Here is a 15,425-nt window from a genome sequence, read left to right as displayed (position 1 = left end):
CGGTGGCCCGGCGGGCGGGAGAGCGGAGCGGTGCGGCACATGCCGGAGTATCCGGAGTACCTTGCCGCGGTCGTGTTCGCCGCGGGCGGCGTCGTCAGCGCCCTGCTGGCACCACACCGGTTCTCCTCCGCCGTTCTGTTCTGCCTCGCGGTGACCTCTGCCGGACTCGGCGTGGCCGGTCGCAGTGCGGCAGCCCACCCGACCGTCGCCACTGTCCTCGCCGTTGCCGCCCTGCTCCTGGCGCTGGCGCTGGGCCTGCTGCTGCTGGCCGACGGCGTCCTCCTGGTCCGGCGCTACGGACCGCAGGCGGCCCTGCTGGCCACCGGGGCCGCCGGCTGTGCGGTGTTGGCGGTGCTCGGCCTGGACGCGGTCTTCCACGCGGTCGGCGGCGAGGCGTTCGGTGCCTTCGTTCTCGCGGTGAACGCAGCGGCGGGATACCTCATTCTGCTCTTCCTGGTCTTCGCCGGATACGTGTTCGTCCGGGGCCGTAGCGCCCCCCTGCCGGAAACCACCCATGTCGTCGTTCTTGGCGCCGGGCTCGACGGCGACCGGCCCGGCCCACTGCTGACCCGCAGGCTGGAGCGCGCCCTCGCGTTCGACGCCGCCCGCGCACCGGGCACGCCCCGTGTGGTGTTCGTCGTCTCGGGTGGCCAGGGCGACGACGAGGTCCGCTCCGAGGCGGACGCGATGGCCGACTATCTGCGCGGACGCGGAGTGTCCGCCGACCGGATCGTGCGGGAAGACCGCTCCGTCAACACCGGACAGAACCTCCGCTTCAGCGCCGCCCTCGTGGACGGCGCGACTCCCGGCCACCGTGCCACGGTGGTCACCAGCGGTTTCCACGTCTACCGTACGACCCTGCTGGCCCGCCGCGTCGGCGTGCCCGTGCACGTCGTGGGCGCGCCGACCTCCCCCGCCTACTGGCTGGCCGCGACACTGCGCGAATTCGCCGCCATCCTGTGGTTGGACCGCCTCCCCCTGGTCGGACTCAGCCTGCTGCTGGCAGTGCCGGTGGCGACGGCGGTATTCGAACACTGAAGCGCCGGCCGCAGACCTCTCAAGAGGTCCTGACAGAAGTTGTTGATCAAGTGACCTCCGACCGGGTGGTCGTCGGTCTGGTCGTGGGGAAACGTCGGCCGCGGCCGTGGATCGTGCGTCCACGCAGAACACGATGTCTTGCGCGCTCATAGTCTCGGCAAGTGGCTCTTTGCCCTTCCAGCGGGTCACCGGGTGCTGGTCCTCGCGAGCGTGCAGGCAGATCTCGGCGCCTTCGTAAGTCAGGCGGAAATGGGTGTCCTCGACGTAGACAGTGACGATTCGGCCCGCGTATGTGCGTCCGACGCGAAGGCGCTGGCGGGCCACCATCACGAGGCCGTCGGTTGGGGCCGCGTGGAGGACGTGCCCGCCGAGTCGCACGGTGACCCGCCGGTTGGCGAGTTCGGAGCCGATCTTCACCCGTTGCCCGGCCAGGTCCCTCCAGCCGTTCGGATCCACGGTGCGTGCGACTGAGAGCGCTTGGTGCGGGGGAGGTCGCCCCCCCCGCGGTCGACGGCCGGAAGAGCGAGTGGTGATCCTGCCGGGCGGGCGCCGCGGAGCTTGAACTGGTGCAGATGTTCTGCCTCGAGGTCGGAGGGGAGGGTCTTCACCAGGTCGGGGGGGGGGAGTTTGGCGTCGCGGACGGCGCCCTGTCACGAACCACCGCAGGCGAGGGCCTCGGTGGCACATCGTCACTGGAGGCTGCACGGTGCACGGGCACGGCCCGACCGCACTTGGGGCCGCAGCCCACCGGCCGCCGACGCCGAGGGACTGCCGCCCGCGCGGACACCGGCGATGCGCCTGCGAGGCATCTCCACGTCCGTACCGAGGGCCCCTCGTCGTCCTCGCGTCTGAGGCGCGCACGGCTGAGCATGTGGCGTAGATCACGCAAAAGAGAAAACCGGCAGTCCGGGCCCGCCGTCTAGGGGGTGTGAGATCAGTCAGGAAGGCACCGGGCGAGCTGGACGAGGAACGTCTCGTCCAGCTGGTGGCCACGGGTGACCGCGCGGCGTTCGAGGAGCTGTACCGGCGCACAGCGCCGTGGATGGCGGTGCGACTGCGGCGGCGCTGTGCCGACGAGCAGATCGTCGCCGAGGTCATGCAGGAGACGTATCTGGCGGTGTGGCGCGCGGCGGGCGCGTTCGCGGGGGCCTCGGTGGGCGGGACGGCCGTCGGATGGCTGTGGACGATCGCGGCTCGCCGCCTCGTCGACGCCTTCCGGCGCAGGGCCCACCATGCCGAGCCGCCGCCGGCCGCCGCTCTCGCCGAGGCGGCGCCCGCCGCGGAGGAGGAGGCGCTCGCGGTGACCGTGGGCGGGGACGTCGGTGACGCGCTGCGGCGCCTGGCACCGGAACTCAGGCAGGTGTTGCAGGCAATGGTGCTCGACGGGCTGTCCGTACGGGAGACCGCGGTCCTGCTGGGGCTGCCCGAGGGCACGGTCAAGACCCGTGCCCGCCGGGCACGGATCGCGATGCGGAAGGCGCTGGCATGAGCGTGGAGCACGCGTCGATGCGGATCATCGACGGTTACGCGCGCGGCGGCACGGACCTCGCCGCCGACGAGGTGTGGGCCCTGGAGGCCCATCTGGAGGAGTGCCGGGTCTGCCGGGAGCGGCTGTCCGCCGCGGTGGAGGCCGAGGCGCCGGCCGTGGCGGCGCTGGTCGGCACCGTGTGGTCCGGCCTCGAATCCCAGCTGGCCGTCACCGCGACGATGCCGCGCCGACGGCACTGGTCGGCACGGCTGTCGGGGTGGATGACGCCCACGATGGTGCCGTGGCTGGCCATGGTCGTGGCTGTGACGCTGCTCGCGCTGCTGCTCGACCTGGTCGGCACCGGCCCCGGCGAGGTGTCGCTGGTGCTGCTGCTCGCGCCGGTCCTGCCGGTGCTCGGCGTCGCGGCGTCGTGGTCGCGCGGTCTGGACCCGGCGCACGAGTTGACGGCGTCGGTGCCCAGGGCCGGGCTCTATCTGGTGCTGCGGCGCACCGCGTCCGTGCTCGGCGTGGTCGTCCCCGCGCTGCTGGTGGGCGGGTGGGTGACGGGAGTGATGGTGGCCCAGTGGCTGCTGCCCTGTCTGGCCTTCACCTCGATGACCCTGGCGCTCGGCGGTGTCGTCGGTGTGACGCGTGCCGCCGTCGGGCTGGCGGCCGTGTGGGCCGCCGTGGTCGTGGCGCCGACCCTGGCCGCCAGCCGTATGACCTTCGCCCTGCAAACGGGCGCTCTGCCCGTGTGGGGGCTGATCCTCATGCTCGGTACGGGTGTCGTGATCGCCCGCAGGGGCGCGTACTCCGTGCTGGGAGCCCATCGATGACCCTAGGAAAGGAACACCACATGACGTCCGCGTTGAGTGCGGCCGACATCGCACCGACGGCCTACGCCTGGGAGATCCAGGTCACCGGGCTGAAGGTCAAGGTCGGCAGGAATCGGATGGCGGTCGACGGGCTCGACCTGTCGATGGGCATCGGTGTACACGGCCTCCTCGGCCCCAACGGAGCGGGCAAGACCACCCTCATTCGGACGCTGGCCACCGTACTGAACCCCACCGAGGGCACCCTGGAGCTGCTCGGCGAGTCCGCGGGCGGCCTGGGCGAACATCGTGCGCTGCGCCGCCGGATCGGCTACCTGCCGCAGGAGTTCGGCTACTACAAACGCTTCACCGTGCGCGAGTTCGTCGAGTACATGGCGTGGCTGAAGGAGGTGCCCAAGAGGGACATCCCCGCCGCGGTGCAGCGCGCCGTGGAGCGGGTGGGGCTCGCGGACCGCGCCGACGAGAAGATGAAGGCCCTGTCGGGCGGCATGGTGCGAAGGGCCGGCATCGCTCAGGCCATCGTCAACGATCCGTCGATCCTGCTGCTGGACGAACCGACGGTCGGCCTCGACCCCGCGCAGCGGCTGCGCATCCGCGAGCTGCTGCAGGAACTGGGCCAGGACACCTGCGTGATCGTCTCGACCCATCTGGTGGAGGACGTCGCCGCCGCCTGCACCGACGTGGTCCTCATGGCCCACGGCCGACTGGTCTTCCAGGGCACTCCCGGCCAGCTGGCCGCCGCGGGCAGCCCGGAGCACGAGGGCGACAGCCCGCTGGAACGCGGCTACTCGGCCCTGCTGCAGGGCCCCGAGCAGGGAAGGGGCGCCTGGTGAACTTCCGTGTCCTGCGCATCGAACTGAGGCGCTCCGTCGCCCTGTGGGCAGGCGCCTTGATCCTGACGACGGCGCTGGCGTTCCTGTACCCGGTCAACGCCCCGTGGTGGAAGGGCACCACGGCGTGGACGGCCCAGTGGACGTCCCTTGCCCTGTGGTCCCGCAGCCTGCTGTTCTACCTGTGGCCGATCGCCGTGGGGCTCGGGGCGTTGCAGGGCATGCGCGACCACCGCTCCAAGATGTCCGAGCTGCTGACGAGCACACCGAGACCCGCCCGGCACCGCGCGGCCACAATGGCGGGCACGATGGGGTTCACGCTGGCCTTGGCCTTTGCGCTCCTCATGCTCGTGGGCGTGGTCCAGGTGCTCCCCAACGTCGCGTACACGCACTTCGGATGGCTGCCGATCTCGCTGGTGGGGGCGCTCTTCCTCGTCGCGGGGGCCGTACTGGGCATGGGAGCCGGGCGGGCTCTGCCATCCGCGCTCACCCCGCCCGCGCTGGCCATGGGAGCCTTCGTGTTCACGGCCCTCATGTACATGTCGTTGGGTCGGACGGAGACGACCACGGAGACGGGCTTCGCGGGCTCGGAGCCGAACCGGTTCTCGCTGCTGTCACCGATGGTGGAGGAGGTGCGCGACGTTTTCGTCACGCTCTCCACCTCCGTGCACGTCGGGCAGACGATCTGGCTGCTCGGTATGACCGCGACCGGCTTCGCGCTGCTGGTCGCCGCGACCCCGCGCGCCCGGCTGATCGCCCTGACGCCCGTCCTGGCGGGCGCGGCGGCGGCCCTGCTCGTCTTCCCCTCCGACCCTCGCCTGATGTATGTCGTCGACGAGGACGCCGCGGTGCCGGTGTGCGCCGGGCCGGTGTGCGTGACGAACACGCACCAGGGGCGACTCGCCTCTCTGGCGGGTCCCGGTAAGAAGGCGCTGCGCCTGCTGAGCGGCGCACTGGGCGACCAGGCGCCGGTCTCGATACGGGAGAACACAGCCGTACTGCCGAACGGCTCCACCCCGCGTTGGTCCAGCAAGACCGTGCTCTTCGACTTCGACGACGACGTCATCGCCACCGCGCGGGGCGAGGAGCTGACCCGGGCCCTGATCGCCAAAGCCATGGTGCCGGGGTGCACACCCGTCGGCTGGAGCAGCTCGGGGCAATGGGGAGACGCATTCGCGCAGACCATCGCGGTGGGCTGGGTCCTCGGGGACCTCAAACCGCTTCCCGGCACCGTTCCGGCAAGCCTGGTCCGCTCACCCAACGGCGAGACCCCCCAGGTGTTCTGGAAGAAATTCAAGGCGCTCCCGCGGGCCGAGCAGCGCTCATGGATGAACGCGATGCGCGCCGCCGCGATCTCCTGCAAGGACGATTGGGACGACGCGTTGAATGGCGGTGCGTCCAAGTGAGGTGGCTGATGCTGTACGCGCGCTCGCGTCAGATACCCGCGTCGCTCGCCGCGGTTGTGATCAGCGCGGTGGCGGTGTGGGCATTCGCCGGGGACAAAGGCGAGGGGCCCGGCGATCCGCGGCTGCCCGTGCTCATCCTCATCATGGGGGCCATGGCAGCCTCGGTCGGGCTCAGCGGGCAGGATCTCGCGCTGGACCGGACGGCCTCGATCCGCTGGATTCCCCGCCGAGCGGCACACGTGCTGCTCGCCGGCGCGGTCATCGGTGCGGTGCTGATAGCAGTGCAGACAACGGGCCAGGACAGGGCCGCCACCATGTTCGTCCTCCGGGACAGCGCGGGCCTGATGGGACTGGTCGCCCTGGGCGCGGCGCTCCTGGGCAGCCGGTACGCATGGACGCTGCCGTTCGCCTGGCTCTCGTTCGCGTTCCTCGCCCCGTCCGCCACGAGTACGCCGATGCAGGTGGCGACCTGGATGCTGCTGCCGCCCGGCACGGCGGCGGGCACCTGGACGGCCCTGGTCCTGACGGTCGCCGGCACCGCGGCCTACGCCTTCGCGGGACCGAGGCGGTAGCCGGTCCGGCCACCGGATCGGGTCCGGCCCCCGGATCGGGTACGGCCGTGACCGTGTGCGGATCCGCCCTCCGTGAGCGCCGCGGAGGTCACGGGGCGACGGTCGGCAACGACGGTCCGGTTCGAACCGACCGCCTCCGGCGCATCCCCCTCAACCCTGAGCAGATCGCACACGCACCAGCCGCCGTGCAGGCAGTCCGCGTGCGGAGGCGTGGGCGAACGGTGCCGTGGATGGCGGGTGCTCCAGCGGTGAGGGGTTCGCGAGTGGGCCGGTCACGGCCAGGCGCGCTCGAGGAAGCGGGGCGGTCTCGGGCAGGCGGTCCTCCAGGGCGAAGCTCCCTGTCCGGAAGAGATGCGGCTCCGCTTCGGGTACGTCGTTCAGGTAGACGCGGGCACCGGCCTCGGTGAAGGGGCCGGCTGCGCAGCGCAGGCGCCCAGCCGGCGCTCGGCCAGTCCAAGGCCGTAGTGCGGTGCGGCGTCGAAGGTGCGGATGATCTGCCATTGCTGCCACGCCTGCTTTCCAGACCAGGCGCCGGTACTTGTCGTGGTCGTAGCCGCGGTCAGTGGCAGCAGTTGGTTCGTTGCGGTTGCCCTGGTGAAGGACACCGCGGGCGGGATGCCAAGTACCCGAAGGTGATCCTCGACGTCTCCGGCGTCACCTTCGGGGACTCGACCTCTTGAACCTGCTCATTCTCATCGACCGGGCCGGCACCCTGCGCGTGGTGGCGTCGTCCCAGCCGGTGCGGCGGACTGTGTGAGATGGCCCCGAAGTCCTAGCTCAGACACCAGGGAACAGGTAACCCGCCCGTACGTTCGGGGCCCCGATTCCCGGTGGCGGGACGCCCCGTCGGACTGTCCGGGTGAACGCCTGGGAGGTCGACGGAACAGGGGCGGGTGTTCGACAGGATTGGTCGCCGGAGGAGTTGCTGGCGAGCTGGACGCCGGCGGACGGCGACTGGAAGCTCGTGGCCAACAGGACCGGGCCGACGAGGCTCGGTTTCTGCCTGATGCTGAAGTTCTTCGAGATCGAGGCCCGGTTCCCGGAGTTCATCGAGGAGTTCCCTCAGCCCGCGGTGTAGTACGTCGCGAGTCTGGTGAAGGTGCCGACAGCGGAGCCGGCGAAGGACGACCTGCCGGGCGCGAAGCGGCACCGGAAAGCAGATTCGTGAGGCTCTGGGGTTTCGTCCGCCGACGCGCGCCGACGAAGAATCGCTGACTGCGTGGCCGGCCGCGGAGGTGTGCCCTGTCGAGCTGGTGGAGGACCGGCAGCGCGAGGCGCTTTTAGGCATCGGGAGGCTCGAGTAGGTCCGGGGCGGTAGTCCACCGACAAGGTCATCCGTCCGCGATGCCCCCTGTGAGCTGACCGCGCGCGGCGAAGGGATCGCTGAGAGGTGAGGATGGCTACCCCGGCCCGTTGTCAGTGCCCGCCCGTAGCCTCGTAGAGGCAATCGTGCTGAAGGGGGCCCCATGGCAGTCCGACCCTGTTCCAGGTGTGGCAAGAATGAGAGTGCCAATCGCAAAGGCAAGCCAGGACGCTGTGTTGAGTGTATCGATGCGATCTACCGTGCACTCAAGGTAGATCCAGAGGGGACTTTTGTATCTCCTGGGGCCCCGAGGAACTACCGGTGCCAGACCTGTGGCAGGCCCGGGGCGATTCCGTACAAGGAGATCCAGTCGCGAAGTATTGAACTCTGCAACTGGTGCGTCGGTCGCCGCATGTATGAGGACGGCCTGGCGCGGGACCCAGAGCACTGGCTGATGGACCAGAGGGACGTGGCCCGAATGGTCCGCGAAGCAGGTTTTGAGATGGTGGATGGGTCTGGGAAGACGCTTCCCGAGAGTCAAATGATCAGCCGTATCGGGGAAGTTTGGGAGTCGATCGATGTCGTGTGCGTACTCTGTGCTGCCCCGAACACCTTCAACGCCGTCCACATACTTTCGAGTTCGAGTAAGCCATGGACGCATTGCTATGTATGCTTCACGTCAAAGTTAGCTGGTTGGCAAAACGAGTTCTACGGCAAGTTCGGATTGATTCGAGAGCACGACGGGTATGCGAAGCTATCGGATCCAGTCTCTGCGCACTGTGCTGAGCCCGACTGTGGTGCGAGCAGGAAGGTCTCCATCTGCGCGCTCGCTGCTGGCGCCCCTCCTTGCTTGCGGTGCGCAGAGGGGATCGACCCGGATCTCCCTCACTGGGTATATCTGATCCACTTTCTACCCCTTGGGCTGATCAAGGTTGGAATCACGCATAGCGAGCCGAGGGTGTATGACCGCGTCGCTGCCCACATCTCGCGGGGCGGTGTCCTGATTGATCGGTGCCTCGTTCCGAATCGGGAGGCTGCTCGCACTGTCGAGGATTGTGTATTGGAGTCGATGCGCCAGTACCTACGCTCTGGAGATCCGAGAGACTTCCCTCAAGGAGGGTGGACTGAGACCTGGGTCGACAGTGCTCCCTCCTTGGACCTCGGCGCGATGATTGATGAAATCGCTACCCAGAAGGCCCCTGGATTCGATCGAGGGTCAAGGGTGGAAGACTCCCCTTCATCGTCGACAGTGGACGGCAGCATGCACGGTAGGTTCGTGTTCTCTGAGGAGGTTTCGGAGAGTGGAGAGGTCACTCATACCGTGACCTTTTTTCATCCACTGCTTGAGTGATCAATTTCTGTCTTAGCTTCGTTGTATTGGAGTTGGGCAGGTGGGGTGGAGTGGTACGAAGTAAGGCGCCAGCATGGGCGTATGACTGATCTTAATCACCAATGAGCGGTATACATCGCGAAGTCGTAGGTCGCGGGTCTGGTGTGAATGACGAGTGGGGTACTCGCGCCGGTCGGCGGCCAATGACCTTGGTGTAGATCATTGGGTGGGTCCGGTTCCGGTGGGATGCCTGGTTCGGCTGCGCCCCCGGCTTGCCCCCGCCTACGATCCGTCGGCAGGTCGGCACGCCACGAGATCGCGGGAGGGTCCGGGATGCGGGAGCGGCAGTGGATCACCGCTCGCCGGAGCGAACTGCACGTCCTCGCCGAGGAGTTGGCCAAGCAGCTTCAGGAAGTCCAGGTCGAGCGGGACGAACTGGCAATCGCGGAGCGGGTGTTGAACCGTCTGGCCGAGCAGGTCCAGGCCGACGCCGGGGCTGTCGCTCCGGTATCGGCGAAGGTGGCCGGGCGGGCAGTCCTGCTCATCCCGCACCGCAGCGACACGGCCGATGAGGGCGCGCTGCCCGGCGACTACCGCAAGATCCTGGCGATCGTGCGGGAGGCCGACGGCCCGGTGCAGGTCAGGGCGGTCGGCGAACGGTTGGGCCTGGACGCCTCGGTGCGCGGCAAGCTGGAGCCGCTGCGGGCGAAGATGACCAAGCTCGCCGACCGCGGCTGGCTGCACAAGCGTCCCGACGGCAGGTTCACCGCACGCGCGCAGGCGTAGGGAGGCGTGGCGCCGGCGGGGCATAACGCGCGTGCCGCCGACGGCAGTTGAGTTTGGTGTGAAGAAAAACAACCATCCCGTCGAGGACCCTGACGGCCTTGTCTACACTGCCCGCCTGCCGCTGTCGAGTGCCACCCTGAACTGGCTCGCCGATCTGATACGCGGCCACTGCAAGAAGATCAGATCACGGTGGCGGGCCCTGCCCTCGGGGAAGATCGCCGTCTGTCAGAGAGACGTGGGGGTGGGGGTGGAGTGCGTGACGGCTCGCGGCCGCCCCGACCTGCGACGGCTACTGCCCAGGAGAACCACACGCATGCCGCTCGGTGCCGTTCTCTGATGCCGTTGAGTCGTTCGGTACGGGGACCCGGGAGGTGGTCGGGTGCCAGGTGAGAATCCAGCCGGCGGTGAGCGTCGCCGCGCCGCCTGCCAGAGCGATGGCGCCGCCTGTTCCGATGCCTGCGGCCGCCGCGCCGAAGCAAGCCGGCCCGATGCCCTGCAGCGTCATGCTGCCGGAGCCGAGCAGGCCGAAGGCCTGGCCCTGGCCATCTGGCGGTAGGGCGTCCAGGAACGGCCGTTGCAGGCCGAGACCGTAGGCGAATCCGAAGCCGCAGAGCAGCAGCAGACAGGACGAGACGCCCACTCCGGGCTCGGCAGCGAAGCCGACCAGCGGCAGTCCCATCAGCGCAATCAACGGCACTACCAGTCGCTCCCGGGTGGGCGGCCGTAGGAGTCGGCCCACCAGCAGGTCACCGACAAGCATGCCGACCGGCAGACAGCCCATCAGCACCGCGTACCAGCCGGGGGCGAAGTGGCGTCCTCCGGCGTAGGCGACGATCAGGCCTTCCGCGCCCGCTATGAACGCTGGCGGGAGCCACTGGGCCAGCATCAGTCGTCGCACCATCTGTCCGCGCAGCAGCAGGCCGGCACCGTGCAAGCTGGTCCGTACGGTCCCGCCATCGCCCCGAGCGCTGCCGGGTGTGCCGCCGAACTCTCCCGGCTGCAGTCGGGGCAGCCGGATGCGGATAGCAAGCGCGCAGCCGAGGTAAAGGGCGGCGCTGACCGCGAGCGCCCGGTGCGGGCCGAGTGCCGCGACCACCACACCTCCCAGTGCCAGACCGAACAATTGCGCGCCGGAGGCAGCGATGTTGTTCAGTGAACGGCCCAGCACATAGGCGTCGCCCTCCAGCGACTGCGCGACCAGCCGACTCGACGCGCCGTGAAACACCGGTGTGGCGAGGGCGACCAGCGCCACGACCCCGAGGCTTGCCGCGATCGGCATCCGCACCAGGGCGAGCAGCAGGGCGGCGGCGCACGTCAAGGCGTAGCCGCCGGTGATGAGCGCGCGGGGCGGCAGTCGGTCGGCCAGTGAGCCCAGCAGCAGCGAGCCGAACAACTGCGGGATGAAGCCGATACCGAAGGCCAGTGCGCTCAGCAGCGCGGAGCCGGTGGCCGAGAAGACCAGAACCGAGAACGTGGTGATCCGCAGCGCGTCCGCAGTGATCGCGACGGTGCGGGTTGAGAAGAGCAGCCGGAATCGCGGCTCGGCCAACACCTCCCGGTAGGTGGCACGATGGTTACCCTGCGCGGGCTCGGCGGTCGGGGTCATGACGCCCATCCTCGCCGTGCGCCCATACCACTCACCAATGATTCGTCGCTGGACGAATCGGAACTACGTCCCGCGGTAGCATCCCAGGGTGCTGCGCTTCGAAGTCTCGGTCGAGGACCTGCTGCGCAGCCGCTTCGCGCTGTCGCCCGCGCTGGACCTCTGCTTGCTGCTGCGGTCGCTCATCGGCCAGGGCCAGCCGCTGCCGCGAGCTTGGGCCGCCCGGCTCCAGCCGGCCTTTGAACGGCTGCGCCGCGAGACCGAACTGGACGCCGGCCTCGCTCTGCAGGCCCCGCACGGCGGACCGAACTTCGTCGCTCCGCCTCCGCGAGGCCTCAACCAGACCTGGGCTGACGACCTGGCCATGATCCGGGCCACGCCGCTGGAAGCGGCCCGCCGCGAATTCGCCACCACCGCGACCGGCCCGTCCGCCCGCGATCCCCGCGTACGCGCGGTCCTGGACTCGCCGGACGCCGTCTCCAGGATCGCCGAGGCGTTGGACCAGGCATGGCACGAGCTGCTCGCCGCGGACTGGCCGCAACTGCGCGCGATCTGTGAGCGCGATGTCGTGCACCGGGTGGGTGTGATCGGCGAACACGGATGGGCCACGACCATCGAGAGCCTGCACCCGGGCATCGCCTGGCACGCAGGCGGTATCGAGATCGGCTTCTTCCGAGGCGGAACAGTCCGCCTCGCCGGCGACGGGCTCCTGCTGATCCCTTCGGTCTTCGTCGGGCATATCGCAGCCCACCTGGAAAACCCCTGGCCCAGGACCTTGGTCTATCGTGCCCGCGGCACCGCCGCCCTGTGGGGCGAACCGGCGACCTTCGCCCAACCGGACGCGCTGGCCGCTCTGGTCGGCCGGGCCCGAGCCCGGCTGCTGGTGGCGCTCGACGCCCCGGCCAGCACCAGCCACCTCGCCCGAAGCCTCGCCATGGCGCCCGGCGCGGTAGGAGACCACCTCGCCATCCTGCGAGGCGCCGGGCTGCTCGTCCGCGCCCGGTCCGGACGGTCGGTGCTCTACCGGCGCACCCCGCTCGCCGAGGCGCTGGTCGCCGGTTCGGGCTATGGCTCAGATCAGCACAGCAGCTCTACGACCAGCAGCTCTACGACCAGCAGCTCGTCCGACTCCCCGGCGTCCAGCGTCTGACGTCCACCGGGTCATGAAGAACGTCGTCCAGGACAGGCTGCTGCCCGAATAGCCGCGCCCCCGCCCCGGCCGCCCTCTCTGTCGGCGAACGATCGAATGACGACAGGTTCGCCGGACGTCCAATGGGCCCCGGATTTCGGGGCCTGACGACGACTCGGATCCAATGAGATCCGATGCCAGTTACGACAGGGCAGATGACAGCCGAGGCCCGAAGCGGCGAAAGAAGCGGGGAAGAGTGGCCGATCTCGTCTACACGCGCGTGTCGACCGACCAGCAGTCGACCGCCCGGCAGAACCTCGTCCTGGCCGAGGCCGGCATCGAGGACCCCGTCGTCTTCGAGGAAGAGGCCGGCACCTCCAGCCGCCTCCAACCGCTCCAGCGGCCGAAGTTCGGCGAACTGCCGGCGTACGCGCGGTCGGGCGACACTGTGCACATCTCCGAGATGTTCCGCCTGGTGCGCGGCACCGGGCACATCCTTGACGTGCTCGACGTCCCGCACCGCGACCGGCTCGCCGTGTGCATCCACGACGGCGCGGTCTCCGGCATGGACCTCACCGCCCGCCATCCGCGCACCGGAGAACTGCTGGCTACCACCGCCGAGTTCATGGTCTAGACCCTCGCCGCCGCCGGCGAAATCCAGCGCGACGACCTCCAACGCGAGCTGACGTACGACGGGCTGCGGGCCGCAGAGGCCAAGGGCACAAGGGCGGACGCCGCCCCGCCCTTGCGGGCGAGACGATCGCCGACGTGCGCACCGACCTGGAGGGCCAGTCCATCGTCGCCCTGGCCCGCGAGCACGGCGTCAGCCGCGGCGCCGTCCGTACCGCTCTCGCAGACCTCCTGCCCGAGCACGTCGCCGCCGACGAGAGCGCGCCGGCCCCGGAACTGTCCGTCACCCTCGATGCCCGGCAAGGTCGCAGACTTCCTCCGCGCCGCCGAGCTGGATGATGCCGAGCGAGCCGCGCTCGACGAGGCCCAGGCTCGTACGCCGTGGCAATGGGCTACACCCTTCGCGTCACCGCCGTACCGTGCACGCGGCGTGCAAGAGACCGCTCTCAGGCGGTTGTGGGGCAGGGCCGGTTGCCGGTTCAGGCGACGACCAGCAGCGTGACAACGGCGATCGCGACGAGTGCCAGCAGGATCATGCAGGCCGGCTGCGGTGCCGTGGGTACGACCCCACGGGACAGGGCGGCGGGCTCCGGTGGACCGTCCGCTGCTACCTGGTCGTCGGCGCCGACTTTCAGCAGTTGCACGCACCATGGGCAGCAGGCCAGTTCCTCGGCTTCGAAGGCCGCCTCTTCGCTCCATCCAGGTGTGAGCGAAGTCGAGTCACCCTCCATCTCCTCGGCCGGCGCACAGTACCCCGCAGCCTCAGGGCGGATGCTGTCGGTTCGGACATCAGTGGCATCCAAAGCAAGGTCAAAGCGCATGCGCCTGCCCCCGACCAGCTCACGCTCCGCCTCGCCGCGGACCGTTGAAGGGTGGGCGACGGCATCGGAACCGCCGTCGTCCAGAGCGATGATGCCCCAACCCCGCGCCGGATCGAACCACTTCACCACACCACTGGGCACAGATAACCCCCACGTTAGAGAGACTTCATGGGGGGTGCATTCAGCATCCTTGCGCGCACCAACGTCAGCAACCCGCGCACGCCGGGCGCGCGAGGCGTACCCTCGGCGCCTGGCTCACTCTCACAACCTGCACCCGTCGGGTCGTCGGCGAGCCCGCAGCGCCCAGACCATCACCCAGAACTCGACCGGTGTCCCCGGCAGCGCCAAGACCTCGGACGGCTTCGGTAAGGCGGTCACGTCGGCGGACCTGGACAGCGACGGCTACGCGGGGGCCTGACGTACGGTTCGAGGTCCGGCCCGTGCGCAGGACACGGATGCTTCCCCTGGTGATCAACGGCAGGCATGCGCCGAAGTGGGGATCAATCCTCACCGCTCGCCCGGGGCAGCTCGGTGTTCGCTGACCGGAAGCCGGACGAAAGAGCCGGCCGGACCCTAGCGGTCCGCGGCCCGCTTCCGGTTATGGCCCGCGCCTGATCGCCCCGGTGTCGGCCCGGAGGTCGGGAGCACGCTGCTGGAGGACGGACTCGTAGGAGCGCCGCCCGACCGCGGTGTTGCTTGGCCAGAAATGCACGTAGCAAGCGGAGGCTGTGATCCGTCTCCATCGTCGAATGCGGGTGCTCGAACCGTGGGCGCGAGCGCGCCGCGCCGCTCTTCTCCACCTTGGTGCCGCGGGCTGACGGCCGCCTTGGTGGCCGGGGGACTGCCGCCGAACTTCGACCTTGAGCAGTACAAGGCCCGCGACGTCGTAGAGCGCTGCTTCAGCAGAACTCAAGCAGTTCCGTGCTGCCGCCACCCGTTGCGACAAGTCGGCCGCCCGCTTTCTCGTCGGGCTCCGGATCGCCTCACTCATCCTCCGTCTCCGCGCACAGTGATCATTTCTCACACACAACCTGGAGCGTGTTGCTCTGATGGGCAGGGTTGGCTGAAAAGAGATGGCTCGGCAGGTACAGGGCGGCGCTGCGATTTCAGACCCTCGAAGGTCGTCTTGTAGCGCTTCTTGAGGCCGCCTGTGGCACCACTGCCGTCCACCGGCCGTCGTGACCGAATCGGCAGGCGGGTGGCCGTGCGGCCGAGGATGACGGACGCGGTGGTGCCTCGAGGCGTCGTAACGCGGCCCAAGTTTCTCTTCAAACTCTGGGTTTGAGGGTGAAAGAGCGGGATACACGCCCTCTTTGGTGGGTTGCTGAACGGCCACCTCCCCTTCAACTTCGGGGGGTTGCCATCCTGTGACCTAACGTGAAAACTGTGAGCGCACTCGGCCGGAATGATCGTGTCGAAGCGCGTTCTTTACACGTGAAACGTAGGACAGGGGAGTTCAGCGCAGGACTGCTGCGCGAAGAAGTCACTGGGGGGACGTGGTGGTGTCTGCAAGGTGCCCTGGGCGCGTATCGCCGGGCTGTGCACGTGCTGGCTTGTCCGCTGCTCGGCGGGCGTCCGGGCCGCTCGGAACCGCCGCCCCACCGTCCCCGTCCAGTCCTCAGTTCCGCTGACGCCCGGGACGGCATTCCCTGGGGGGTGGACAAGCCAGTCTCCCT

The 15,425-nt window shown here is 69.2% G+C and carries 12 protein-coding genes and 2 pseudogenes; 12 read left to right on the top strand and 2 right to left on the bottom strand.

Annotated elements, in window-relative coordinates; translation table 11 throughout:
* Positions 1-39 precede the first annotated feature (39 nt).
* The 8 genes from ACZ7EG_RS25340 to ACZ7EG_RS25305 all read left to right on the top strand — a co-directional run bounded on the left by ACZ7EG_RS25340 (position 40) and on the right by ACZ7EG_RS25305 (position 9,566).
* Positions 40-1,038: a YdcF family protein gene (locus ACZ7EG_RS25340; protein ID WP_471083158.1), complete on the top strand. Its 999-nt coding sequence runs from the start codon at positions 40-42 to the stop codon at positions 1,036-1,038.
* 928 nt (positions 1,039-1,966) lie between these two features.
* Positions 1,967-2,527: an RNA polymerase sigma factor gene (locus tag ACZ7EG_RS25335; protein ID WP_471083156.1), complete on the top strand. Its 561-nt coding sequence runs from the start codon at positions 1,967-1,969 to the stop codon at positions 2,525-2,527.
* The gene (locus ACZ7EG_RS25330) at positions 2,524-3,342 is read left to right on the top strand and encodes a zf-HC2 domain-containing protein (protein WP_471083153.1); all 819 of its coding nucleotides are present in this window, start codon (positions 2,524-2,526) and stop codon (positions 3,340-3,342) included. The genes ACZ7EG_RS25335 and ACZ7EG_RS25330 overlap by 4 nt, the downstream gene beginning before the upstream one ends.
* Positions 3,339-4,172, top strand: a complete 834-nt coding sequence (locus ACZ7EG_RS25325) for an ABC transporter ATP-binding protein (RefSeq protein WP_471083150.1) — start codon at positions 3,339-3,341, stop codon at positions 4,170-4,172. The genes ACZ7EG_RS25330 and ACZ7EG_RS25325 overlap by 4 nt, the downstream gene beginning before the upstream one ends.
* Complete coding sequence (locus ACZ7EG_RS25320; RefSeq protein ID WP_471083147.1) at positions 4,169-5,575, top strand: hypothetical protein; 1,407 nt, start codon at positions 4,169-4,171, stop codon at positions 5,573-5,575. The genes ACZ7EG_RS25325 and ACZ7EG_RS25320 overlap by 4 nt, the downstream gene beginning before the upstream one ends.
* Entirely contained in the window at positions 5,572-6,147 is a 576-nt protein-coding gene (locus ACZ7EG_RS25315; RefSeq protein WP_471083144.1) for a hypothetical protein, read from the top strand. The genes ACZ7EG_RS25320 and ACZ7EG_RS25315 overlap by 4 nt, the downstream gene beginning before the upstream one ends.
* Positions 6,148-7,006: 859 nt before the next feature.
* Positions 7,007-7,225 carry a hypothetical protein gene (locus ACZ7EG_RS25310; protein WP_471083141.1) on the top strand — a complete coding sequence of 73 codons (219 nt, stop codon included), beginning with the start codon at positions 7,007-7,009 and terminating at the stop codon, positions 7,223-7,225.
* A gap of 1,888 nt (positions 7,226-9,113) precedes the next feature.
* Positions 9,114-9,566: a hypothetical protein gene (locus ACZ7EG_RS25305; protein ID WP_471083138.1), complete on the top strand. Its 453-nt coding sequence runs from the start codon at positions 9,114-9,116 to the stop codon at positions 9,564-9,566.
* Positions 9,567-10,107: 541 nt separating this feature from the next.
* Here the strand turns inward: ACZ7EG_RS25305 and ACZ7EG_RS25300 are convergent.
* A pseudogene (locus ACZ7EG_RS25300) lies at positions 10,108-11,172 on the bottom strand (MFS transporter); the annotation flags it as partial.
* Between the two features lie 88 nt (positions 11,173-11,260).
* On the opposite strand from ACZ7EG_RS25300, the gene ACZ7EG_RS25295 reads away from it, so the two are divergent.
* The 3 genes from ACZ7EG_RS25295 to ACZ7EG_RS25285 all read left to right on the top strand — a co-directional run bounded on the left by ACZ7EG_RS25295 (position 11,261) and on the right by ACZ7EG_RS25285 (position 13,267).
* Entirely contained in the window at positions 11,261-12,319 is a 1,059-nt protein-coding gene (locus ACZ7EG_RS25295; RefSeq protein ID WP_471083135.1) for an ArsR/SmtB family transcription factor, read from the top strand.
* Between the two features lie 235 nt (positions 12,320-12,554).
* Complete coding sequence (locus ACZ7EG_RS25290; protein ID WP_471083132.1) at positions 12,555-12,932, top strand: recombinase family protein; 378 nt, start codon at positions 12,555-12,557, stop codon at positions 12,930-12,932.
* A 134-nt stretch (positions 12,933-13,066) separates the two neighbouring features.
* On the top strand, positions 13,067-13,267 hold the full coding sequence (locus ACZ7EG_RS25285; protein WP_471083129.1) for a hypothetical protein: 201 nt from the start codon (positions 13,067-13,069) through the stop codon (positions 13,265-13,267).
* 140 nt (positions 13,268-13,407) lie between these two features.
* On the opposite strand, the gene ACZ7EG_RS25280 is transcribed toward ACZ7EG_RS25285, so the two are convergent.
* A complete protein-coding gene (locus tag ACZ7EG_RS25280) occupies positions 13,408-13,875 on the bottom strand; it encodes a cold-shock protein (RefSeq protein WP_471083126.1) in 468 nt (155 codons plus the stop codon).
* A gap of 706 nt (positions 13,876-14,581) precedes the next feature.
* Here ACZ7EG_RS25280 and ACZ7EG_RS25275 point away from each other — a divergent pair.
* A pseudogene (locus ACZ7EG_RS25275) lies at positions 14,582-14,762 on the top strand (IS5/IS1182 family transposase); the annotation flags it as partial.
* Between the last annotated feature and the right edge of the window lie 663 nt (positions 14,763-15,425).

The organism is Streptomyces sp. NPDC037100 (assembly GCF_055606225.1).
The sequence above is the reverse complement of the archived record's forward strand: the minus strand, read 5'-3'. Positions and strand labels throughout refer to the sequence as shown.